Annotated in this window: 24 protein-coding genes; 3 read left to right on the top strand and 21 right to left on the bottom strand. The window is 48.3% G+C overall.

The features are described 5' to 3' along the window. Positions 1-56 precede the first annotated feature (56 nt). The 4 genes from glnA to hflX form a co-directional block, all read right to left on the bottom strand. On the bottom strand, positions 57-1397 hold the full coding sequence (gene glnA, locus GVY42_RS04000; RefSeq protein ID WP_031423481.1) for a type I glutamate--ammonia ligase: 1341 nt from the start codon (positions 1395-1397) through the stop codon (positions 57-59). A gap of 47 nt (positions 1398-1444) precedes the next feature. Next, entirely contained in the window at positions 1445-1849 is a 405-nt protein-coding gene (locus GVY42_RS04005) for a MerR family transcriptional regulator (protein WP_031423479.1), read from the bottom strand. Positions 1850-1941: 92 nt separating this feature from the next. Further along, positions 1942-3240, bottom strand: a complete 1299-nt coding sequence (locus GVY42_RS04010; RefSeq protein WP_159562401.1) for a methionine gamma-lyase family protein — start codon at positions 3238-3240, stop codon at positions 1942-1944. A 2-nt stretch (positions 3241-3242) separates the two neighbouring features. Beyond that, a complete protein-coding gene (hflX, locus tag GVY42_RS04015; RefSeq protein ID WP_078147034.1) occupies positions 3243-4490 on the bottom strand; it encodes a GTPase HflX in 1248 nt (415 codons plus the stop codon). 101 nt (positions 4491-4591) lie between these two features. Between hflX and GVY42_RS04020 the strand changes: the two genes are divergently transcribed. Continuing rightward, entirely contained in the window at positions 4592-5596 is a 1005-nt protein-coding gene (locus tag GVY42_RS04020) for a tyrosine-type recombinase/integrase (protein ID WP_159562402.1), read from the top strand. A gap of 84 nt (positions 5597-5680) precedes the next feature. Here GVY42_RS04020 and GVY42_RS04025 read toward each other — a convergent pair whose 3' ends face one another. Together GVY42_RS04025 and GVY42_RS04030 are read right to left on the bottom strand one after the other, a co-directional pair. Next, a complete protein-coding gene (locus tag GVY42_RS04025) occupies positions 5681-6241 on the bottom strand; it encodes a histidine phosphatase family protein (RefSeq protein ID WP_159562403.1) in 561 nt (186 codons plus the stop codon). A 34-nt stretch (positions 6242-6275) separates the two neighbouring features. Further along, positions 6276-6869, bottom strand: coding sequence for a GNAT family N-acetyltransferase (locus tag GVY42_RS04030; RefSeq protein ID WP_159562404.1), 594 nt, complete (start codon positions 6867-6869; stop codon positions 6276-6278). Positions 6870-7126: 257 nt separating this feature from the next. Here GVY42_RS04030 and GVY42_RS04035 point away from each other — a divergent pair, with 257 nt between their 5' ends. Further along, on the top strand, positions 7127-8284 hold the full coding sequence (locus tag GVY42_RS04035) for an MFS transporter (RefSeq protein WP_159562405.1): 1158 nt from the start codon (positions 7127-7129) through the stop codon (positions 8282-8284). A gap of 31 nt (positions 8285-8315) precedes the next feature. Here GVY42_RS04035 and GVY42_RS04040 read toward each other — a convergent pair whose 3' ends face one another. Further along, positions 8316-8834: a hypothetical protein gene (locus GVY42_RS04040; protein ID WP_159562406.1), complete on the bottom strand. Its 519-nt coding sequence runs from the start codon at positions 8832-8834 to the stop codon at positions 8316-8318. A 14-nt stretch (positions 8835-8848) separates the two neighbouring features. After that, positions 8849-9637 (bottom strand): hypothetical protein, encoded by a 789-nt coding sequence (locus GVY42_RS04045; protein WP_159562407.1) that lies wholly within the window; start codon positions 9635-9637, stop codon positions 8849-8851. A gap of 88 nt (positions 9638-9725) precedes the next feature. Here GVY42_RS04045 and GVY42_RS04050 point away from each other — a divergent pair, with 88 nt between their 5' ends. Next, the gene (locus GVY42_RS04050; RefSeq protein ID WP_159562408.1) at positions 9726-10274 is read left to right on the top strand and encodes a DUF4256 domain-containing protein; all 549 of its coding nucleotides are present in this window, start codon (positions 9726-9728) and stop codon (positions 10272-10274) included. A 687-nt stretch (positions 10275-10961) separates the two neighbouring features. On the opposite strand, the gene GVY42_RS04055 is transcribed toward GVY42_RS04050, so the two are convergent. The 13 genes from GVY42_RS04055 to yfmF form a co-directional block, all read right to left on the bottom strand. Then, complete coding sequence (locus GVY42_RS04055; protein WP_074036841.1) at positions 10962-12143, bottom strand: glycine C-acetyltransferase; 1182 nt, start codon at positions 12141-12143, stop codon at positions 10962-10964. Between the two features lie 13 nt (positions 12144-12156). Continuing rightward, positions 12157-13233 (bottom strand): L-threonine 3-dehydrogenase, encoded by a 1077-nt coding sequence (tdh, locus tag GVY42_RS04060; protein WP_074036839.1) that lies wholly within the window; start codon positions 13231-13233, stop codon positions 12157-12159. A 166-nt stretch (positions 13234-13399) separates the two neighbouring features. Further along, the gene (locus GVY42_RS04065; RefSeq protein ID WP_012726477.1) at positions 13400-13660 is read right to left on the bottom strand and encodes a stage V sporulation protein S; all 261 of its coding nucleotides are present in this window, start codon (positions 13658-13660) and stop codon (positions 13400-13402) included. A 26-nt stretch (positions 13661-13686) separates the two neighbouring features. Beyond that, a complete protein-coding gene (locus tag GVY42_RS04070; protein WP_159562409.1) occupies positions 13687-14481 on the bottom strand; it encodes a TIGR00282 family metallophosphoesterase in 795 nt (264 codons plus the stop codon). A 48-nt stretch (positions 14482-14529) separates the two neighbouring features. Next, entirely contained in the window at positions 14530-16092 is a 1563-nt protein-coding gene (gene rny, locus GVY42_RS04075; protein WP_035387855.1) for a ribonuclease Y, read from the bottom strand. A 188-nt stretch (positions 16093-16280) separates the two neighbouring features. After that, positions 16281-17330, bottom strand: a complete 1050-nt coding sequence (gene recA / locus GVY42_RS04080; protein ID WP_031423456.1) for a recombinase RecA — start codon at positions 17328-17330, stop codon at positions 16281-16283. 76 nt (positions 17331-17406) lie between these two features. Continuing rightward, positions 17407-18633 (bottom strand): competence/damage-inducible protein A, encoded by a 1227-nt coding sequence (locus GVY42_RS04085; protein ID WP_159562410.1) that lies wholly within the window; start codon positions 18631-18633, stop codon positions 17407-17409. Positions 18634-18695: 62 nt separating this feature from the next. Continuing rightward, positions 18696-19274 carry a CDP-diacylglycerol--glycerol-3-phosphate 3-phosphatidyltransferase gene (pgsA, locus tag GVY42_RS04090; protein ID WP_074036832.1) on the bottom strand — a complete coding sequence of 193 codons (579 nt, stop codon included), beginning with the start codon at positions 19272-19274 and terminating at the stop codon, positions 18696-18698. A gap of 32 nt (positions 19275-19306) precedes the next feature. Continuing rightward, positions 19307-20179, bottom strand: a complete 873-nt coding sequence (locus GVY42_RS04095; protein WP_078147046.1) for a RodZ family helix-turn-helix domain-containing protein — start codon at positions 20177-20179, stop codon at positions 19307-19309. Between the two features lie 27 nt (positions 20180-20206). After that, positions 20207-20983 (bottom strand): YmfK family protein, encoded by a 777-nt coding sequence (locus GVY42_RS04100; protein ID WP_012726484.1) that lies wholly within the window; start codon positions 20981-20983, stop codon positions 20207-20209. Between the two features lie 93 nt (positions 20984-21076). Continuing rightward, positions 21077-21790, bottom strand: coding sequence for an elongation factor P 5-aminopentanone reductase (gene ymfI, locus GVY42_RS04105; protein WP_230872818.1), 714 nt, complete (start codon positions 21788-21790; stop codon positions 21077-21079). Further along, entirely contained in the window at positions 21769-23028 is a 1260-nt protein-coding gene (gene yfmH / locus GVY42_RS04110) for an EF-P 5-aminopentanol modification-associated protein YfmH (RefSeq protein ID WP_159562411.1), read from the bottom strand. Before yfmH ends, ymfI begins: the two co-directional genes overlap by 22 nt. Next, positions 23025-24263 carry an EF-P 5-aminopentanol modification-associated protein YfmF gene (gene yfmF, locus GVY42_RS04115; protein WP_159562412.1) on the bottom strand — a complete coding sequence of 413 codons (1239 nt, stop codon included), beginning with the start codon at positions 24261-24263 and terminating at the stop codon, positions 23025-23027. The genes yfmH and yfmF overlap by 4 nt, the downstream gene beginning before the upstream one ends. Between the last annotated feature and the right edge of the window lies 1 nt (position 24264).

Genomic DNA, 24264 nt, shown 5'->3' on the forward strand with positions numbered 1-24264 from the left:
GTATGGAGCAACCCAAATTGAGGGATGCTCCATACTCTTTAATATATCTCTTCTATTTAGTAGAGCGTCATGTACTGATCGCGTTCCCACTCTGTTACTTGCATACGGAACATATCCCACTCGATTTCTTTCAGCTCGAGGAAGTGTTCACCGATATGCTCACCAAGTGAGTCCATCACGACTTTGTCCGCACGAAGGACTTCGAGTGCGTCGAAGAGTGTCGCCGGGAGATCGTCGATTCCGTTTGCTACACGCTCTGGCTTGTCCATCACGTAGATGTTGCTATCGATTGGTTTAGGTGCATTCAAATCTTTTTCGACCCCGTCAAGACCCGAAGCCAAGAGGGCAGCAAGTGCAAGGTACGGGTTCGCCGCTGGGTCAACCGAACGTACTTCGATACGAGTCGAGAGACCACGTGCCGCTGGTACACGTACGAGTGGCGAACGGTTACGTGCGCTCCATGCAACATAGCAAGGTGCTTCGTAGCCTGGTACGAGACGCTTGTATGAGTTGACAGTCGGGTTACATACTGCCGTGAAGGCACGAGCGTGCTCCAAGATACCGGCTGTGAACGCGCGAGCTGTGTCTGAAAGTTCCATGTCGCCGTTTGGATCGTAGAAGACGTTTGTGTCGCCTTTGAAGAGTGACATGTTCGCATGCATCCCTGAACCGTTTACCCCGAAGAGCGGCTTCGGCATGAAAGTCGCGTGAAGACCATACTTCGCTGCGATCGTCTTAACGACGAGTTTGAACGTTTGGATGTTATCTGCCGTCGTGACAGCATCTGCGTATTTGAAATCGATTTCGTGTTGTCCTGGTGCTACTTCGTGGTGTGATGCTTCGATTTCAAAGCCCATGTTTTCAAGTTCGATGACGATCTCTTTACGGCAGTTCTCACCGAGGTCAACTGGTGCCAAGTCGAAGTATCCACCTTGGTCGTTGAGTTCAAGAGTCGGACGACCTGATGCGTCTTTTTTGAACAAGAAGAACTCTGGCTCTGGTCCAACGTTGAACGCTGTGAAACCAAGTTTTTGCATCTTCTCAAGGTTACGCTTGAGTGTACCGCGCGGGTCACCGCTGAATGGTGTACCGTCTGGGTTATAAATATCGCAAATTAAGCGAGCAACTTTTCCGCTGCCATCTGTCCACGGGAAGACAACCCACGTGTTGAGGTCTGGATACAAGTACATGTCTGATTCCTCGATGCGGACGAATCCTTCGATTGACGATCCGTCAAACATCATCTTGTTATCAAGTGCTTTGTCCAATTGGCTGATCGGCACCTCGACGTTTTTGATTGTTCCGAGGATGTCCGTGAATTGAAGACGAATAAAGCGTACGTCTTCCTCTTGTGCGATGCGTTTAATGTCTTCTTTTGTGAACGTTTTTCTGGCCATGGTAAAATGTCCCCTCTCACATTGCGTAATGGTTGATGTGTGCGGCGTTATCGATAGAAACGTGAAAGCTCACCTTGAATGAGCGACGTCTTATTGAAACGACCGGCTTCTTGAAGCTGTGTTTTCAACAAATGATGTAACTCTTTTTCCGAAACCTTCGGTGCTTCACTGACCGGTGCGGCCGGAGCAGATGCTTCCGCTTCTTTTTCACCTTCTTGCTCTAACATGTGGCGAATCGCCGCCAAGTTAAAGCCTTGATCAATGTAATCCTTGATTGCGAGTAGACGTTCGACATCATTAAAGGAATAAAGTCGTCGTTTCGATTCCGTCCGACTAGGCGAAATCAGACCCTGTTCTTCGTAATACCGAATCTGTCTACCTGTCAGTTGCGTCAAATCTTGGACGATTCCAATCGGAAACAACGGGTTGGAGCGACGAAATTGATCGGCCATCCTTACCCCTCCTTTTCTGTCTCACAATGTGAGAATAATATATGACAACAATCCTGTCAATAGATGTTAAGAAAGTTAACATGACAGATTAGTTACAAATGTGTCGGCTGATTTTGGTCATTGAATTCGACCAATCCTTTACCGTGTAATTGGCTCAACGCCAACATGAGCGCGACTTTTACGTGAGCATACGTCAGACCACCTTGAACGTACGCCGTGTACGGTGCCCGAAGCGGACCATCGGCAGACAGCTCGATGGAAGAACCCTGAATGAACGTCCCAGCTGCCATGATGACGTCATCTTCATAACCCGGCATATAGGCCGGCACCGGTAACGCATGGGCATTGACCGGCGATGCCATTTGGATGCTCTGACAAAACGCAATCATCTTGTCGCGGTCACGGAACGTCACCGACTGAATCAAGTCCGTTCGTGGAGTCGTATAGTGGGGATCTGTCTCGAATCCGATCAAAGACAATAGACTTGCCGTCAAATGGGCCCCTTTTAATGCCTGTGCGACTGTATGAGGTGCCATATAGAAGCCTTGATACATCTCTTGAAGCGAGTAGAGTGATGGTCCGGCTTCACTTCCGATACCTGGGGTCGTCATACGGAACGAACACCGTTCAATTAACTCTTTCGTACCAGCGATATAACCGCCCGTCTTCGCCAATCCACCGCCTGGGTTTTTGATGAGGGAACCAGCCATCAAGTCAGCCCCGACGTGCGTCGGTTCGATCGTCTCGACAAACTCACCGTAACAATTGTCCACGAACACATACACATGCGGATGTTCCGCTTTAATCCGTTCGATGGCCACTTTGATTTCATCGACTGGAATACTGCGACGGTTCGCATACCCTTTCGATCGCTGAATCCCAACGAGTTTCGTCTCAGGACGAATCCGTTCGAGGACGCGGTCGATGTCGATTTCACGTTCCTCTTTTAATTCGACAGTATCGTAATGGACACCGAGTTCTTTTAACGAACCGCGACCATCGCCACGGATGCCAACAATCTCCTCAAGCGTGTCATACGGCTTCCCTGTGATATAGAGAAGCTCATCACCTGGTAGAAGGACACCAAATAAGGCAATCCCGATTGCATGGGTACCGGAGATGATTTGTGGTCGGCATAGCGCGAGCTCGGCTCCAAACACATCCGCATAAATCGACTCGAGGGTGTCTCGACCGATATCGTCATATCCATATCCCGTCGTCGGATTAAAATGAAAATCCGACACTTTATGCTTTTTAAACGATTCTAGGACGCGATACTGGTTGAATTCGGCCGTCTCGTCAATCCTTTCGAAAAACGGTTTGACCCGTGCCTCCGCTTTTTTTACGAACGGCGCGAGTGCATCATAATGTTCAATCTTTTCTTGCCACATACTTACACCTCAAATTGTTTTAGCGTCGCATATAGACGCGTGTCTTCTCTCATATAACCTACTAATTCGACAGAACCGTCATCTAAAAAGCTCTCTTCAAGACGATACATCGCCTCTTTGGCCGGGTGGTAGTGTTCAAACGCCGTCACCGGGAGAATGACATGGACTTTTGTCAAAATGTCCGCAATCTTATCCTCGAGAGCACCTGTCAACGTCACGATATCTTCCGAGGCGATTGCCGAGATCAATAGCGGTCCGCCGACGAAGTCTTCCGTGAGACGGTCTTTCTTATTATATACCTCGAGCTGAGGCACCTCACTCGCACCGAGTTCCTCTAATACCGCATTCGTCGTATCGATTTGATTCAGATAATGTGGGTTCGATGCATCGATGACATGAAGGATCAAGTCGGCACCGACAACTTCTTCTAATGTCGAACGAAACGCGGCAACGAGTTTCGTCGGCAAATCACGGATGAATCCGACCGTATCTGTGATCAGTACTTTCCCACCTCGCGGAAGTTCGAGCTCGCGCGTCAACGGGTCGAGCGTCGCAAACAATTCATCCTGCTCGTACGTGTCGGCATCGGTCAATCGGTTAAAGATTGTCGACTTCCCAGCATTCGTATACCCGACGAGCGCGACTTGGAATACCCTGTTTTCTTTTCGGCGTTCTCGGTAACGTCCACGGTGTGCGACTGTCCCCTCGAGCTGTTTCGTGATTTCATCGATGCGGCGCTTGATGTGACGACGATCCGATTCAAGTTTCGTCTCACCAGGACCACGCGTCCCGATTCCACCACCGAGTCGCGAAAGCTGTGTGCCTTGACCGATGAGACGCGGCAGCAAATAGTTCATCTGCGCGAGTTCGACCTGCAATTTCCCTTCGCGCGATTGCGCACGGCTCGCAAAGATGTCCAAAATGAGCTGTGTGCGGTCAATCAACTTCATCTCATCTGGGTCGTTCAATGCGATGCGAATGTTTTTCGACTGTGCCGGTGTCAATTCGGCGTTGAAAATCAATAAGTCCGGCTCGAACTGTTCGACGAGCATCGCGAGTTCCTCGATTTTCCCTTTCCCGATAAAGGTACGACGGTCGATTTGTTGACGCTTTTGGTCGAGTCTGGCAACGACTTCGCCTTGCGCCGTGTCCACGAGTTCGACGAGCTCGCCCATCGACTGTTCATATGTCCAATCATCGGTACTAGGCAACTGACAACCGACGATGACAACTTTTTCACGTTCAATCATGTAATCCCTCATTCCATAAAGTCTCACCTTCCATCTTACCACGAATCAGCGTATAGAGAACGTCCGTTTGTGGTAGGATAAAGGAAGAAGGAGGCTCGACCATGACGAAACGAAGAAAAGACTACCCGCTCCCGGAATTTATTGAAACGTACCTCTATCATCTCGGCGCCAGCGGTCGTCAACCCTCGACGCTTAAGCGATATCGCTACGACTTGATTGACGTGCATAAATACTTTCACGACCACAATGTCGAACTGAACGAACCGACGGACTGGTTAGACGTTCCGCTCGAATCGTGGAAGACATTCGTGAATGACTTCTTAATCGAAGAGAAGCACTATCAACAGGCGACCGTCGCAAGAATCGTCACGGTCATCAATAGCCTGACCCAATTTTTAAATCCGCTTCGTAAAAAGATGCTTGCCTATTCCCAACCGGCACATACGTTGACAGTCGACCAAGTCGCACTCGAATCTGAATTCGACCGACTCGTTCAAACGATTCGTTCGACGAAAGGACTGAGTGAGAATCAGCTCCAAGCTCATCCTTATCTCGTCAATCGGAACGAACTGATTGTGACGCTTTTCTATAAATATGGATTGCGTGTCCATCACATCATCCGTTTGCGAATGAGCGACTTGCATCTGGCCGATCACACCTTCGACGTGTATGATCGTCTCGGAAACCGTTTCACGTTGAAGCTGTCACAAGAAGATCAATCGTTGCTCATGAATTACCTGGCTGATATCCCGACCCCGGTACGACCACGTTGGTATTCAGAAGACCCGGTCTTCGTCTCATTCGATTTTGCCCGGATGACGTTCCGCTGGGTGTATGCGAAGAATCAACCGAAGCAACTGACAATCGTCATGATCACAAAAATGATGCGGCAGTTGAACGAACGAAGTGGACTCGCGCGCTCCGTCACGCCATCGATGCTTCGAAACGCCCATGTGTTGAAGACATATGCGGGCGATATGACACCATCCGAGCGGATGAATATCACCTGTATGCATAAGGAATCTTCCCTCCGCCGGTATGAACAGGCGTATGAAGAGTTCGGAACTGAATTATTCGAGTCAGACGAAAGACCCGCCCTCTCGTGAAGGGCGGGTCTTGGTCTGTACGATTTCAGGTTATCTAATGGTACGAAGACAACTTGATCCTTACCATCTATAGTCAATCGATTTCTAACCTTGAGGTTTATATAACTTCTCGACACTCATCAATGTATTGTTCTCAAAAGTCGCCTTATAGATATCCGGCATGTCGAGTTCTTTCCAAAATTCATATCCATATCGCACATCAAAATAATTCAACATGAGAACCATAATATTTCCATGTGTGCCGAGCACCACTTTTTTCCCTTCGTATGTACGGAGCAGTGATATGAGAGCCTCTACCCCTCTAGATTGAGCCTGATCGTTCGACTCTCCCCCTTCCCATGCGAACGTAGGGTTTTGCCAAACGATCTCCATCGCGCTTGTAAAGTCTTTAGCCGGTTCTGAAGTCAAGGTTCGCTCTCTTAAATCATCCGAAACTACAACGTCCTGTCCAAGATAATCCGCGATGCCTTTTACGGTTTGAACGGCTCGTTTATATGGACTCGAAGTCACGATATCGATCCCCTCATCGATTAGAAGGTTTGTAATTTCAGCAACATCATGCATTCCTTTCTCAGATAACGGTCTGGCGAATTCGTCTGATGTATAGGTAGAATGTGCATGTCTGACAAAGTATATGGTTGTCATTCAGTAGTCCCCTTTTAAAATGTCTCGTCGTTGTTTACATACGATGTCCATCCTCATCATAAGCTTTAGAATGATGGTTTAGCTGCAAAAATTCATGTCGCAACAACCCGTAGACGACATGATTGACGTAACGGTCATACAGCCACTCCGCATCTCGAATGACCCCTTCTTCTTTAAAGCCGAATCGTTCCGGAAGTGCCCGACTCTTCACATTCTCTGTCGCGACTCGGATTTCAATTTTATTTAGCTTCAAATCTTGAAACCCATACTCGATGATGGTCTCGAGCGCTTGACTCATGATGCCTTTCCCTTGAAACTCTTGTCCTAGCCAGTATCCGATTGTGCCACATTGGATACCACGATCGATTTCGTTAAATCCAATTGTTCCGGCAAGTGCTCCTTTATACATCAAAGCGAACGATTTTGGGCGCCCGCCCGTTTCAATCAACCCTTTGATTCGTCCCTCTATGTTCCGCTTCGAATCTTCCACCGTCTCAATATAGTCGAGCCAGCCAAGCCACTCTCGCAAATAAGGCTTCGATGCAATCGTCAGCTCGAATAGTTCGTCCGCATCGTCTGTATTGAACATTCTCAATGTAATATCGTCATTTAATTTATATTCAAGCATCTGGTTCCATCCCTATCATTCATTATTTTTTGAATTCACTTTCGTAAAGTAACCCACGTAATTGCTTTTTAACCACTAGTATCAAAGCTTGTTGAATCATTCCACTCTTCTATTATGACAATTTCACCCATATGACAAGTTTACAGAATTAATCAAATTTTGTATAATTATTTTTATATCATTTTATGAAGAGGTGAAAATGTGTAATAACGATTCGTCCACCCCACCCAATTGAATAGATTCGGAGGAGATTTGTGATGAAATCGTTTTACACATTGCTCGTTAGCCAATGGCTCGCAAACATTGGCGATGTCCTATACATCGTCGCGCTCATTGCCTTGCTGTATCAACAAACTGGGTCCGCTCTCATGGCGGCCAGTTTCCCGATTGCCGTGACTGCCGGTATGACGCTCAGCGGACTCTTTTTCGCCCGCATCCTCAGTCGCTTCTCGCTCGGGAAAACCCTCGTCCTGTCACAACTGATGAAGACGGTCACCCTTGTTCTCGTTCTCTTCACGGATTCGATTCTTGTTCTCGGACTCATCATGTGGATTGCATTTCTCGATGGATTCGCACGTCCGATTCAAGCCTCGTTCATCCCAAGTTTGGCGACGAATCGTCAACAAGCGAACAGCCTAGTTCAAGGTTCCAATCAGTTCATCCAACTCGCGATGTGGCCTCTCGGGACGATGCTCGTCTCTCTCACGTCGAGCGCCTTTGCATTAATCGTTTCACTCGTTCTCTTCAGCCTTTCGACGGTTGTGACGATTTACTTCTATCAATCGCTTACGGAAGACATCGTCGATGATGGAACGGAGGAATCGATCACCTTACGCGATAGTCTTACTTATGTAAGAACGTCACCATTCGCTCGTCGTGTGACTTGGTTTGTGACGTATGAATCATTTGTCAGCACGCTCTGGATTTCAGCGTTGCTCCTCGTCTATCTCGAGCGACATCTGCAAGTCGATACAGGCTGGTGGGGAACTCTGAACGCATCATTTTTGATCAGTATGATTGCAGCGAGTGCCTATCTTTATCGGTCTCGTCGAGCACCCTCGCTACCTTCGACTGCCGTCTTATCCATTGTTGCCGCCCTGTTGTTCGGCGTGACCGAACATCTTACGTTCGCAATTTTGGCGTTAGTGATTCAAGGGGCAGCCACACAAATGCGCATCATCCAGGCGAATACCGTCATTCAAGAACAGATCCCGACTGCGCGACTTCCCTATGTATATAGTGTGCAACAAACGGGATACGCCCTCGCATTCAGTGTGGGGAGTTTGCTGTTCGGTCTTCTTGCGGATGGACTACCGATCGATTCGGTTTACCTTCTCGGAGCACTTTTGACCCTTCCGTTGATTTGGATCGGACGATTGACTGAACAGTCTATGTTGACCGTATCATCTGTATAAACAAGAGGCGCCTTCTCTAAGAGAGGGCGCCTTATGTATAGAACTTTCCACCGAAGTATATGGTTGGACTTCCTTTTCGATTACAATCGAGTGAAATCACAGATGCAACGGTCGGTTCCGAAAGCGTGATGATTTCTAAAACTGAGTTCAGACCGCTAATGCGATAGTGCGTGAAGATTGTTGAGTCGTCATGTATCAACTCCCAAAACGAGAAACGCGTTCGTGTCAAGAAATCCAAATATCCGGATTGCTCGAATCGTTTGATTTGCGAACCTTCGAACTCATCTGACGGTTCATCGATGATTCCATCCGCAAATGACTCTTGAATGACCTCCATATAGACGACGTCTTCAAAGCATAGTTTTACATTGATCACTTCTCGCTGGGAATGAACCCCGCCCACTTCGACTCGTTCACGGAACGTCGTGTTTCGCTTTCTCTGGTGATCGAATAACTTCACTTGTATAGTCAAACAACTCGATTCTAAATCATGCTGAAAATCAAACACATGAATCATCCCATGATAGAAGAATAGATCCTCAAACTCCATTGTCACTCCTCCTTTTAGTCACTTTCGTATTGAAATACTCCGACGCCATGGCCTCGCCTAACATCTCCTAAAATGAAAAGTGAAAGTATACACGCTTCAGTCTCAATCAAAAATCGAAATTCTTCTAATTCTTCTCTTGTCTCAATCATTGTAACCAATTGCAGGAGATCACTTTCAGATACATTTGAAAGATTGCATGTCACCATATAGTCATTCGACCATATCTTTCTCCCATGATGTTCGATACTGTACTCACACTTTGTCTGATCTGCCCATCTCTTGAAATCAGATAAAAATCGATTATTCTTCAAAATTGTCTGAAACGAAGTGACATCTAATATATGTAATAGTTGAGATAAGAACGCCGCTGCCGACTTCACTTTTGGTAACCCAAATTCCCTCCAGTTGCTATCCGACGGTAGGTTAAACAGAATTTCTTTCTTTACAGAATAGGAATCAGGGTCATGAAACTCGCGACGGTAAGCACTTAGAAAATCAACTGTCGAGATGCGTCGTTTATCGAGATCGATCCGTGTCTGAGTTGAATAGATTTCACGACGATACGGATCATACAATAAGAAAAGTTTTTCCCCTATGTAAACGCCTAACGGCAAGGTCAAATCAATGTACCGAAGTCGTCCTAATTGTGAACTCGTGACCATCACGTCAAGTTCACAATAATCTGTGACTCGATATGAACCGGCTGGCAATCGACTTAAATAGCCATGTTTCAATGTGAACAAATCCATTGTCTGAAATGACTGAACATGTAAATGTTCGACGTTTGTTTCATCAAAGTTCAAACCAGATTCTCCTTTCTTGTAACGAATGAAGTAAATTGAACTAAATAATGTCGTATACTGAAAGAAATACATGATCGGAGTGATTCTCATGTCGAAGCTTTCACACGAAGAAACCCTCGAATTACTTAATACCCTCGAGTCTCGTTTCACTGAAAACGTTGAACGTCATTCTGACGTCGTCTGGTCAGACATATTGGAGCGTATTCAAATTGATCAGGATAAGTTGACCTCACTCGCCTTGATGGAAGAAACCGGCGGAGAACCGGACGTGATTCGACTCCCTAACGGAGACCTCGCTTTTTGCGACTGTTCAGCCGAGAGCCCGAGCGGTCGACGAAGCCTCTGTTATGACGAACCGGCGCTCGAAGCACGTAAGAAGAACAAACCCGCCGGAAGTGCGGTCGCCCTATCTGAACAGATGGGCATAACCCTTCTCGATGAAGAAACATACCGACACTTACAAACGCTCGGTGCATTCGATTTGAAGACGTCAAGTTGGATTCAGACACCGGACACCATTCGTCAAAAAGGTGGCGCCCTGTTCTGCGACCGTCGCTATGATCACATCTTCGTCTACCACAATGGTGCAGATTCTTATTATGCCGCTCGAGGATTTAGAGGAATAATCATGATTTAAGCAAGGCATTGCGCCTTGCTTCTTTTTTATTGCAATAACCAACTAAAGACTTTCGGAATATATATGATGAAAAATAAGCTGACAGGAATCACTGCGAAAAGCCTTAATATCCACGTATATTTACCCTTGAACTTTCTGAAGTAGAACAGCAATGCACCAAACGCAATCGCATTTGCTGTCAAATTCGGTTCTACTATACCGTTCTCAATCCATTGCTTGAAAAAAATCTTCCATCCAGGAAAGGGTTCGAGGGCGAACGACTCGTTGAAACTCGGTGTAAGGTTGTATTTCAGCCTCACAAACCAGGCTCCTATATAGACAAAGATGAATAAGAGCGCGTAACACATCAGTACAACGTTCCACAATTTCCCTTTCCAACTCTCACTCCGAAAGTACAAGACGCCAATCAAAATCAGGACACTAAATATCACATTTATTATGAATGGTGGTGAAATCTTCAGAATCGAAAACGTCTCTCGATCTAATACCATTCCCACTTGAAAGATCCCTTGCTGAAACATAGCCTTTCCTCTTTTCTAATATGTACTGATTAAATTAAATACGGTAATTGAAATATTAAGAAATACGCTATATTTCGATTTACTTCATCTGTGCCCTATTTGAATATACTCGATTTCATATACAAATCCACCAAAGAACTGCAGACAGATCGTCTGCAGTTCTCATTTATGCGTGTAGTGTCACATTCAACTCTTCCGCGACCGTTTTAAACGCTTCGAGTGCCCGTTCGAGGTCATCTCGTGTATGTTCCGCTGTGACGATGGTCCGGATACGGGCTTTCCCGCGTTCGACCGTCGGGAAAGCGATACTCTGTGCGAATACACCATGCTCTTTCAACTTGTCCGAGAATGTATGCGCAAGCGTCTCTTCGCCGAGCATGACCGGTGTGATCGGTGTCGTCGCATGTCCGATATCGAAACCAAGGTCACGTAAACCGTTTTTGAAGAACTCGGTGTTCGCCCATAGCTTGTCGAACAGCTCTTCTTCCTCTTTCATCACACGGATCGCTTCACGGTTCGCCGCCACGACTGCCGGTGGATGTGATGTCGAGAAGAGGAACGGGCGACCTTTGTGGATCAAGTAATCCCGAATATCTTGTGAACAGGCGACATAGCCACCGAGGACACCGATCGCTTTTGAGAGCGTCCCGACCTGAAGCGCAACACGACCGTCCAAACCGAAGTGGTTGACCGTTCCGCGACCGTTCTTCCCGAGAACGCCAGATGCGTGAGCATCATCGACCATGACCGCAGCGTCATACTTCTCGGCGAGTTCGACGATGGCCGGAAGCGGTGCGATGTTCCCATCCATCGAGAACACACCGTCCGTCACGACAAGACGTGTGCGATAATCTTGTGTCTCTTTCAACGCCTTCTCCAAGTCTTCGAGGTCGACGTGTTTATAGATACGTCGAGCCGCTTTCGTGAGGCGAATCCCATCGATGATTGACGCATGGTTGAGGGCGTCACTGATGACGACATCCTCCGGTCCAAGCAGTGCAGACAATACCCCGAGGTTCGTCGCGAATCCTGATTGGAAGACGAGTGAGGCCTCCGTATGTTTGAACTCCGCGAGTTCGCGCTCAAATGCTTCATGCATCTCGAACGTTCCGGCAATCGTACGGACTGATCCCGTTCCTGCGCCGTATTGCTCGACCGCTTCAATGGCTGCCTGTTTCAAGCGCGGGTGGTTCGCAAGTCCGAGATAGTTATTTGACGACAGTTGGACGAGTGACTTTCCATCGATTGTCACTTCATTCCCTTGTGCTGATTCGAGTGGGACGAGCTTACGGAATGTCCCTTGTTCTTTCATCTCGTTGATTGCTTCTGTAATATGTTCAAATGCCATGTTGTTTCCCCCTTTATGGTATTAAGACGACCTTCCCACATTTCCCTGCCCGCATGAGTTCGAATCCTTTTTCGAACTCCTCGAGCTTGAAGACGTGTGTGATGATCGGTTCGACGTTCAGCTGACCCGTCGCGAGCATCGTCGAGACCTGGCCCCACGTCTCATACATCTTACGTCCTGTGATTCCTTGAACGCGGACCCCTTTAAAGACGACGTCCCGTGTGAGATCGATGGCGACCGGACGAGCCGGGAGTGACAAGACGTTGACGTCCCCGCCTGCCGTTACCATCTTAAACGCTTGATCGATGGCAATCGGATGACCGCTCATCTCGCAGACGACATCGATTCCGTCCCCGTCGGTCTCACGTTCAATCAATTCGAGCGGATTCTCCTCTAAACTGTTGATAACGACATCGGCCCCCATCTTTTCGGCGAGTTGTAAGCGATATGGATTGACGTCAATCGCATAGACACGACTCGCCCCTGCTGCTTTGGCGACACCGACCGCCATGAGTCCGATTGGACCACAACCGACGATGGCGACCGATTTGGCTGAAACATCACTCGCCAACACCGTGTGCACCGCATTCCCGAGCGGTTCTTGTATCGATGCCAGTTTCGCTGGCATCGACTCCGGGTTCACCCATAAGTTCTCTTCGGGCATGACGACGTATTCTGCGAAGCAGCCTTGCGTGTCCACCCCGATGATTTTTGTGTTCTTACAGATGTGGTACTGCCCGCGCAAACATTGTTTACACTGATGACAGACGATATGCGTTTCAGCAGACACCGTCTGTCCGACTTTGATCCGCTTCGTCCCTTCTCCGAGCGCCACGACTTCCCCCGAAAATTCATGACCGAATACGTATGGTGGTTTGACGCGGCTCTGTGACCATTCATCCCACTCATAGATGTGGACATCGGTCCCGCAAATCGATGTCGCTTTGACTTGAATGAGCACTTCTCCAGGTCCTGGTGTCGGAACTGGTACGTCGACCAGTTTTGCCCCAAACCCGGCCGTGTGTTTTTGAATCGCTTTCATTACTGGTGTCGTTGATTCCGTCTCTTTGGTTGACACAAGTTGTTCCATTGAAAACGTCCCCCTCTTGTCTCTAATGATCGAACGATACGTTCTTTATCATCTTGTCATAAAATGACGAAACTGAGAAGATAGAACGTCCGATTTACACAAAAAAAGAGGAGCCATCCGCGCCGATGGCTCCTCTTCACAAGAATAGGACCTATGTCCCGACCGCTCATCGCGGCTCAATGATGAGCTTGATGGCAGTACGTTCCTCTCCGTCAATCATAATATCGGTAAAGGCCGGAATGCAAATCAAATCGAGACCGCTTGGCGCGACGAAGCCTCGGGCAATCGCGACGGCTTTGATGGACTGATTCAGTGCACCTGCCCCGATCGCCTGTATCTCACACGTTCCTTTTTCACGTAGCACACCCGCTAAAGCACCCGCAACGGAGTTAGGGTTCGATTTTGCCGAAACTTTGAGTACGTCCATTCTTGTTTCCCCCTCGGGTAGGTTGTTCAATCAAACCAGACGGTCTGATCATCTAGGTGTATTCGTTCGATTTTTGTCGCTCGTTTCGTCTGATCATCGATTGTAATGAAAACTCCATTAAGTTGTTCCCGTCCCTCGGCAACTTCAAACCGAACTGGGAGTTGTGTCATAAATTTTTTTAAAACAGTCGACGCATCCATTCCGAGTACCCCGTCTAGTGGACCGGTCATGCCGACGTCTGTAATGTAGGCCGTGCCGTTCGGTAGGACACGCTCGTCCGCTGTCTGCACGTGTGTATGTGTCCCGACAACGGCTTGAGCGCGACCGTCGAGATGATAGCCCATAGCGATTTTCTCGCTTGTCGCCTCAGCATGGACATCCACAAAAATCGCATCGACCTCATCGCGCACTTCTTCGACGAGACGGTCGACGGTACGGAACGGACAGTCAAGAGACGGCAAGAAGACATTTCCCATGACATTGATCACGGCCAATTTCTTCCCATTTTGTTTCAACTTCATCATGCCAACCCCAGGTGTCCCGTCCGGATAGTTGGCCGGACGGACGATCCGGTCGGCGTCGTCGATCCAATCAAAGATGTCACGGTTGTCCCACGTGTGGTTTCCCATCGTTACCCCATGAAAGCCGAGCTCCAAAAACTGTTGGTAAATCTTTTTCGTAAGACCACGTCCATTTGCTGCATTCTCACCGTTGACGAGCATGAACGTCGGGTTGTATTTGTCTTTCAAGCGTCCGATTTGTTTCGTCAATATATCACGACCTGGTTTCCCGACCACATCACCGATAAATAAAATTTTCATATAAAGTCCTCCCTCAAACAGAAAAAGCGGAGAAATTCTCCGCTTCGTTTACTTCGCATAATCGACGGAACGTGTTTCACGAATGACCGTCACTTTGATTTGTCCAGGATAATCGAGTTCGTCCTCGATTCGCTTACAAATATCACGTGCCATCTTACCGGCAACGACATCGTCAACGACATCAGGGCGAACGATAATCCGAACTTCACGTCCTGCTTGAATCGCATACGATTTCTCGACACCTTCGAACGACTCACAGATTGATTCGAGTCGCTCAAGACGACGGATGTAGCTTTCAAGTGTCTCTTGGCGAGCTCCAGGACGCGCTGCTGACAAGGCATCAGCCGCTGCCACAAGTACAGCAATCGTCGATGTCGCCTCGACGTCCCCGTGGTGGGAAGCGATCGAATTGATGACGACCGGATGTTCTTTGTATTTCGTCGCGAGTTCTACACCGATTTCAACGTGACTACCTTCGACTTCGTGGTCGATCGCTTTCCCGATATCGTGTAAGAGTCCTGCCCGTTTCGCGAGCGTGACATCTTCACCAAGTTCGGCTGCCATCATCCCGGCAAGATGTGCCACCTCAACCGAGTGAGACAAGACGTTCTGACCATAACTCGTACGATAACGCATGCGACCGAGCGTCTTGACAAGGTCTGGATGGAGTCCGTGAATTCCGGCTTCAAACGTAGCTTCCTCCCCGTATTCACGAATGCGTTCATCCACTTCACGGCGAGACTTCTCTACCATTTCTTCAATTCGAGCCGGGTGAATCCGACCGTCTTGAACGAGTTTTTCAAGCGTCATCTTCGCGATTTCACGACGAACCGGGTCGAACCCTGACAAGATGACGGCTTCTGGTGTGTCATCGATGATGAGGTCAATCCCAGTCAACGTTTCGAGCGTCCGGATGTTACGTCCTTCGCGCCCGATGATACGACCCTTCATCTCATCACTCGGTAAGTTGACAACGGATACCGTCGTCTCGGCGACATGTTCAGCTGCATATCGTTGCATCGTGAGAGATAAGAGGTGTTTCGCTTTTTTATCCGCTTCTTGTTTTGCTTTTTGCTCGATTTCTTTTTGAAGGAGAGCAGCATCGTGAAGCGCTTCCTGCTTCGCTTCGTCCATGATGATGGTACGTGCTTCATCTTTCGAGAGGGATGCCACGCGTACAAGTTCTCGGCGTGCCTCTTCGTATAACTCCTCCACTTTGCTTTCGAGCATTTCTGCTTCACGCTTGCGTTTTTCGAGTCCTCGTTCCTGTTCATCTAGCGAGTCCTCTTTCCGCTCGAGCATGTCTGCTTTGCGGTCAAGAAGCTCTTCTTTTTGAACGAGGCGATTCTCTTTCACTTTCTGTTCTTCGCGACGTTCACGCAATTCTTGTTCCGTCTCATTACGAAGTTGAATCATCTCTTCTTTTACTTCAAGCCGTGCTTCTTTTTGCATCGCTTCCGATTGTTGTTTTGCTTGCTCTACAATCTTAGTCGCTTCCGTCTCGGCACCTTGAATCTTCGCTTCGGCGATCGATTTACGCACAAAAAAACCTGCAACAAAAGCTATCGGCAAAAGGAGGATCAGAATAAGCCAGTATAGCCATTCCATCATGTTCACCTCCCTTTCGCAAGGTTATTTTATTTTTTTAATAAGTGAGTAACACGGGCAAGCCCGCGCATAACTTTATTGTACTTATTTAATAGGGAGAATGCAATGCACGGACAGGATAGAACTACCAATTGCCTAAAAAATTATACTAAAAAAATCTCACTCGAAAGAATTCGAGTGAGACGATGTGCTTATTCGTCATCGAGAAGTGAGAGGACTTCGTCGTCTTCGCCTTCGACCGTAACCGTTTTTTCTCCGTTCAATCCGTAGTGATCACGAATCTGTTGTTCGACCTCAGCTGCGATTGCCGGATTTTCTTTCATATATTGCTTGGCATTTTCACGACCTTGACCAAGACGCTCTTCATTGAACGAGTACCAAGCTCCGCTCTTTTGAACGATGTCGAGGTCTGCACCGATATCGATGAGTTCCCCTTCACGTGAGATTCCCTCACCATACATGATATCGACTTCCGCCGTTTTGAACGGTGGTGCAATCTTGTTTTTTACAACCTTGATCTTCGTACGGTTCCCGACCATATCTTGACCTTGTTTGAGCGTCTCCGCACGACGAACTTCTAGACGTACAGAAGAGTAGAATTTCAATGCACGACCACCTGGAGTCGTTTCCGGGTTACCGAACATGATCCCGATTTTCTCGCGGATTTGGTTGATGAAGATGACAATCGTCTTCGACTTGTTCGTCGCACCGGACAACTTACGAAGTGCTTGAGACATCAAACGGGCTTGAAGACCGACGTGCGAGTCTCCCATTTCTCCTTCGATCTCGGCTTTCGGTACGAGGGCTGCAACCGAGTCGACAACGAGGATATCAACTGCTCCAGAGCGAACGAGCGCTTCAGCGATTTCGAGGGCTTGCTCCCCAGTATCTGGCTGTGAAAGAAGCAACTCATCGATGTTGACCCCAAGATTTTTAGCATACTTCGGATCGAGTGCGTGCTCGGCATCGACGAATGCCGCTTGACCGCCACGCTTTTGAACTTCTGCAATCGCATGAAGGGCAACCGTCGTCTTACCTGAAGATTCTGGTCCATATACTTCGATGACACGACCGCGTGGATATCCACCCGCACCGAGCGCGACGTCGAGGGCGATTGACCCTGAAGGGATGACTGATACTTGTTGGTCTGTATTTTCACCAAGGCGCATGATTGAGCCTTTACCGAATTGTTTTTCAATCTGGCGCAATGCCATTTCTAACGCTTGTTTACGATCACTCATAGATAAATGAGCCTCCTTTAATTGATACTCTTATTATACGTGAACACCGTACGATACACAAGTTTTTTACGAACATTTATTCGCCTTTTTTGATTCGTTGAATGAGAGACCATAATCCGTCCTTGGCAGCTCGCATACGGATGATATTCCGTTCTTGATGTGGATACGTCCGCTCGATGACCTCAATCCCATTCGGTGTCTTCACCCCGATATAGACCGTACCGACCGGGCGGCCCGAATTCGATGTCGGTCCTGCTTCTCCCGTGAAAGAGAGGGCATAGTCCGCATGGGTGGTCTTTGACAATCCGTCCACCATCTCATAGGCGACTTCTTTTGAGACGACTGAGTGCTGTTCAATTGTATCAAGCGCGACCCCTAAATACCTATTTTTTAGCTCATCCGAATAGGTCACGACTCCACCTAGAAAGATGGCTGAAGCGCCAGGTGTTGATGTAATCATCGATTGTACCTCGCCGCCGGTCAACGACTCAGCCACAGCGAACGTACGATTCAATCTAGACAATGATTGGACAAGATGTGATGCGATCGTTTCATCGTCAGAGCCGAAGTAGTACGAACCGACCCGTTTCATAATCTCAGTCTTCACTTCTTCAATCATCTGACGCGCGGTCACCTCGTCCGTCGCTCGAGCACTGATCCGAAGTCTTGCCTCTCCCGTCTCGGCATAGGGGGCAACGGTCGGATTCGAGCCGTCCAATAGGTCCTTCACGGCATCGTCGAGAGCGGATTCCCCAATCTCATAAAACCGTAATGACTCTGAGACGAGCGTCGCTCCTGATAGTTTCTGCGGAAACGTCGCCTCGACCAAAGCTTTCATTTCACGTGGCACACCCGGTAAAAGCAACCACGTCGTGTCTCCGGCAATCCACATGCCCGGGGCAAGCCCGACCGGATTTGGTAATACGTCTGCTCCGCTGAGCACGTCGGCTTGGCGAGCGTCCCCATCATTCATCAATCGATTTCGTGACACGAGGAATCGTTGAATCGTCTCATACGCTTCCTCATCCCGAACGATCGGACGGTCTAGTAAGTCGGAAAGGACTGTCTTTGTGACATCATCCGCCGTCGGACCGAGTCCACCCGTGACGATGACAAAGTCGGAACGACGACGGGCGATTTCAAACGTCTCTCGCATTCGTACCGCGTTATCCCCGACAACTTGATGATACAAGACCGGCACACCGTACTTCGACAGTTGTTCTGATATGTAACTCGCATTCGTATTGACGATTTCCCCTAAGAGCAACTCGCTTCCTACCGCAATGATTTCGGCTCGTTTCATCTCATTTCCTCCTCAACTTCAAAAAAAAGACGAGCTAGATCAACCAACTCGTCTCTGTCGACTTACATCGACTTCACAATAATCTTATAGTTTTGTGCGAAATATTCGGCACCTGAGTAAATTGTAAGTACGAGCGCCAACCACATCGCCCATTCGCCAAACGGGATCCCGACATAGCTAAAGATCGGGTTACCGAACAGTAAGAAGATGATGGCAAAGAGCTGCACCCACGTCTTCGCTTTTCCAGATTTCCCGGCCGCGACGACAATCCCTTCATCGGCAGCGACGAGACGTAAGCCTGTAACCGCAAATTCACGTGATAGAATCACGACGACGACCCACGCCGCGACGAGATCCATCTCAACGAGCAACACAAGGGCCGCCGTGACGAGCAGTTTATCTGCGAGCGGGTCCATAAATTTACCAAAGTTCGTGACTAAGTTATGCTTACGGGCCAAATGTCCGTCTAACCAGTCTGTAATGGCCGCAATCGTAAAAATCACACCAGCGATAAATTGGTGCATCGGGATATCAGCGCCTAAAAAAGCGATGTTTCCCCAATCAAAATCAACAGCGAGTAAGACGACGAATACGGGGATCAAGACCACGCGTAGCATCGTCAATCGGTTAGGTAGGTTCATATAGAACGCCTCCTCTTAGAAGGAGAGTCGACTTATTCGGCGTCGACTCTCTTTACAAAAATATTTTGTGTGACCGGAGACTCTTGAAGCTCGAGCTCACGACCGTTGACGACGATTTTCTCAACGCCTGCGATGAGTCCGATTCGAATACGCAATGTGTCCGTCTCGGCATCTTCAATGACAATCGGATTCTGTTTCGACTGGTTCGGATACTCCGGTGCGAGAAAGGCTCCTTCTAACGACGTATCACGAACACCTACGTAAGAGGCAGGTGACTCCTTCACATAAATCTCGGTCGACAGTTTCTCGTTCGTCGCGAGTTCATAAGTGATATCTGCCCCATTCGACTCCTTCACCGCAATCGGACCAGATTCCGCTGGCGGTTCTTCTTCGGTCGGCTCCTCTTCAGTCGGTTCCTCCTCGACCGGTTCATCAGCCGGGACATCCTCATTCTGGTCGACTGTGACACCAGAACTTGGCGGTTCGGCAGGACTTGCATCCTGACCACCGAAGTCGATGCTTCTCACTGCGAAATAAATCGCGGTGATGAGCAAGAAGACCGTGAGAACGAGGAGAACTTTCGGAACCCATCTCGAGACCCGACTTGTCGACTCGGAAGCCTTCGAATACGTTTTCTTCCGAGAGAGTTGAACAGACGGCTGTGCCTCGATGACCGGTAAATCTTTTGCATATGTCTCGTATAATTCATCCACATCTAGGCCGAGCGACTCCGCATACGTCTTAATGAACGCCCGTGCATAAAAAGAGCCAGGGAGATTTTTGTAATCACCTTCCTCGATTGCGATGATATAGCGCTTTTGAATCTTCGTCGTCTGCTGGATTTGGTCGAGCGTCAATCCGCTCTCCTCACGCTTTTGTTTCAAAAAAGTCCCTAGTTCTGTCACAGGGGTCCACACCTTCCATTCACATAATTATTCAAACCATTCTGACTCACGATGTGTTTCTTGTGGGATGATGATCGTCTCATCCGGATTGTTTCTCAATTCAATAATATAATCAAAGTCTTCATACACGCAATCGGTGTTTCGGACGTACAGGTCAGGGTGTTCGATGACTTTCACGGCCGGCAACCGCATGACTTCACGAATGAGCTGGCGATGTCGTTCATCCATCGTTCGGGTAGAGACGGCACCATCGATTATGTATACGTGATCGCCTTCCCGTTCCTCTTCAAATAATGAGGTCCGAACGGTCTGTTTCATCAGTGTCGAGGAAAGAAACAACCATCGTTTGTTCGCACACACACTCGCTGCTACGATGGACTCCGTCTTTCCGACGCGTGGATTTCCACGAACACCGATTAACAAATGGCGTTCTTCCTTCATCAGTTCCGCAACGAAATCGACGAGAATGCCCAAATCTTCACGGACGAAGCGAAACGTTTTTTTGTCATCACTATCATGGTCGATATAACGACCGTGACGGATTGCAATCCGGTCTCGTAACTTCGGACGGCGCAACTTGATGACGGCAATAGCTTCCATCCGCTTTAAAATATGCTCGAGTCGATGCACATGATCGGCGGCAGGTGCTTTGAGCAACATTCCCCGTCGCTGCAAATCGACCCCATTGATGGTGACGATGGAGATTTGAAGCATCCCCATGAGAGATGCGATGTCTCCGAGGATACCCGGTCGATTCTGACACAATTCATATTCGAGATACCACTCTTCGAATTTATGTTCCATCCCCAACCATCCTTTCGAGCGAGTTCGCTACCTTGCCTATTTTAAATTATTTTAGAAGAATTGAAAAGAACAGGTTTATTTACATGAATCGGATCATTGCCAACCGCCGTCGACGCGTATCACCGTGCCCGTCATATACGAGGCGTCCGGTGAACACAAGAAACGGATCGTGTTGGCCACGTCCTCTGCCGCACCGAGACGTCCAAGTGGAATATCATCGATCACGGATTGTTTCGACTCTTCTACCGTATCATTCATTGGCGTATCAATCCACCCCGGGGTCACCGCATTGACTCGAACATTGAACGGTCCGGCTTCTCGTGCGAACGCCTTGACGAAGCCGAGCTGTGCCGCTTTGACGGTTGAATAAAACACCTCAGCCGCCGCACCGACCTCTCCCCATACACTCGAGACGATCACGATATCCACGTGATGATCGTAAGGCTTCCTTGCAACGACGGACTGAATGAGTCGGATCATTGCCCGAACATGTACATCGTACAGCCGGTCGAGCTCATCCATCGACTGGTCGACGACGAGACCATGGAGCGCATGTCCGGCCACATATACAATTCGGTCGATGTCCAGCATATCCTGCACCCACGACTCAACAGCGTCACGGTCTGTTAGGTCACAAGGGAGAATTTCTGCCGAAAGATTCTCTTCATCTATCAAATGACGGAGTCTTTCACTACCCTCGTTCGCATGCAAAATCAGTTCATCTTCACGAAAAGCGAGCGAGACGGCACGTCCGATGGTACCGCTCGCTCCAACAATCAATGTCTTCATGGTTTTTTGACGATGCATACCGTTCGTTGTTCATGGCGGAACAAGCGCTCGTATGCTTCGTATAGTTCGTCAAGCGTGATGGCATCAATCAAAGTCGGGATTTCAAACAAATTCCCATCATTGAGTGCATAACGAGAGAACTGATTTGCGATGAATTCCGGTGAGTTCAATGCTTTCAAGAACTGTCCTTGCATCATGCGTTTCTTCCGGTCAAGCGTCTCTTGACTCAACTGAAGTGGACGTTCTAACGCCTCCGTCACACGGCCGACAAACGCATCTACTTCCGACGTCTCCATCGACAAGGCGGCAAAGGCAAACGTTTCCTCTGACGTATAGTCAAACGAGAAGGCATCATCAATCAATCCTTCAGCATAAAGTTCTGTATAAAGAGGAGCTGTCGTGTCGAAGAGCGCATGCATGAGCAATTCTACTGTCAATTCTTGCTTCAGACCTGCTTCCCCAGCTTGTGGTACATCCTTATACCCAATCATGACTTTCGGTACAGAGACGTCCATCTCGATGACCCGTTCTGACAGACGAACCGTGGTCGGTTCATATACTGTCTCACGAGCACTCAATCGTGGTGTCTCAAAAGATTTACCTGCTTGGTTATCTCGAATCAAGGCAAACATCTCATCCGGTTCGATGTTCCCGACGACGAACAATGCCATGTTGCTCGGATGATAGAACGCTTGATGACAGGTGTACAAGTCTTCCGCCGTGATCTTTGAAATCGATTCGATTGTACCTGCGATATCAATCTTGACGGGATGTGTCTCGTACATCGCCTCAATTAAACCAAAATACAAGCGCCATCCCGGATTGTCTTGATACATTTGAATCTCTTGACCGATGATGCCTTTCTCTTTCTCGACCGACTCTTTCGTAAAATAAGGAGTCTGGACGAAATCAAGTAGCGTTTGTACGTTTTCCGAAATCTTGGACGTGGCACCGAACAAATAAGCCGTCCGTGTGAAGGAAGTGAAAGCGTTCGCTGACGCTCCTTGACGACCGAATTGTTGGAAGACGTCACCATCTTCTTTCTCGAACATCTTATGTTCTAAGAAATGTGCGATACCATCGGGAACCTCGATCCAGTCTTCTAGTTTGAAGCGTCGGTCAATCGATCCATATTTAGTCGTGAACGTCGCGAATGTTTTTTCATATCCAGTCTTTTTCAACAAGTAAACGGAGAGGCCATTGTCGAGAACGTGATGATGTAACGTCTCTCCGACGTTAGGAAAGTCTAATTTCATGCTTCTCCTCCTTTCAAGCAATAAACCGCTTCGAGTTCCATTTCTTTCGCAAGCGCAACGACATGATCTCGTGTCGTGTTTTCAATGATTGCCATCTCTTCGTCTAACGAGAACGGACGAACGTCTGCTCCACTCATCCAAGCAATCAATTGACGTGGACTGTCTCCAAGTTGTCGACGTTGATGGAACAACAACTCTTTCGTCTGTTGCAACGTCTCATCCTCAAACTCGCCCGCTTGTAAAGCGTTCAATTGCTCTTCGATGATCTGTTCGGTTTTTTGCTGGTTCGACGCATCGATGCCGGCATAGACGAACAACTTCCGACTGAGGGAACTATATTGTGAAGCGGCATAGTACGCCAGGCTCTCTTTTTCACGCACGTTCATGAACAGTTTCGAGTGAGGGAATCCTCCGAACAATCCATTCACGACTTGCATACGAATCGCCGCTTCCGTTCTTGGGTCGACATTGAGTGAATAAGCGAGATGGAGCTTGCTTTGTTTAATGTCTTGGTGTTCTTCCAAACGCTTGAACTCTCCTCGACTCGCTTCTGGTAACAGGCGTGGTTGACGTGTCCCAAGGGATTCCAATGGATTGAAAGCCTGTTCGACTTGCTCACGATTGACATCCCCGACAACATAGATGTCCACACGGTCATGTTGAATCATCGATTGATATGCCGCATACAATGATTTCGGTGTGACATGGTCGAGTTGCTCAAGCGTACCGAGTGACGGAATCGCAAGTTCTCCTCCGAGCATTTCTTGTAGCCGCTGTTGGGCGAAACGCATTTTGTCATCATAGACCGATTCGATACGCTGACGTTGCAATCGACGTTCCTGCTCGACGATGAGTGGCTGGAACGCCCCATCGTATGCGTTCGGACGAAGGAGAACGTCTTCGAGTAACTCGATTGCCTGACTCAATACGTCTTCTCCGACAAGATGATCGTTGACGACTTCGAGTTGGAATTGGATGACGTGCTCCTTTCCGATCTTAGATGCACCAGCATATAAGTTTGTGTCATACAACTCCTCTAGCGGTGTGTGAAATAACTCAATGGATGGATACGTTGCCGTCGATTTCTCCATAATGAACGGGAGCAATGCCCGATCTGCAACCGTCTCCGCCGATAATGGAGCGGCGAATGACACGAGACAAGTCGTCGTTTTAAATTTTTTGGTCGGATAGACCGAGTAGTGCAATTGATGTTGGAACTGTTCGATTCCTTTCATC

The organism is Exiguobacterium sp. 8A (assembly GCF_902506275.1).
Lineage (GTDB): Bacteria > Bacillota > Bacilli > Exiguobacteriales > Exiguobacteriaceae > Exiguobacterium > Exiguobacterium profundum.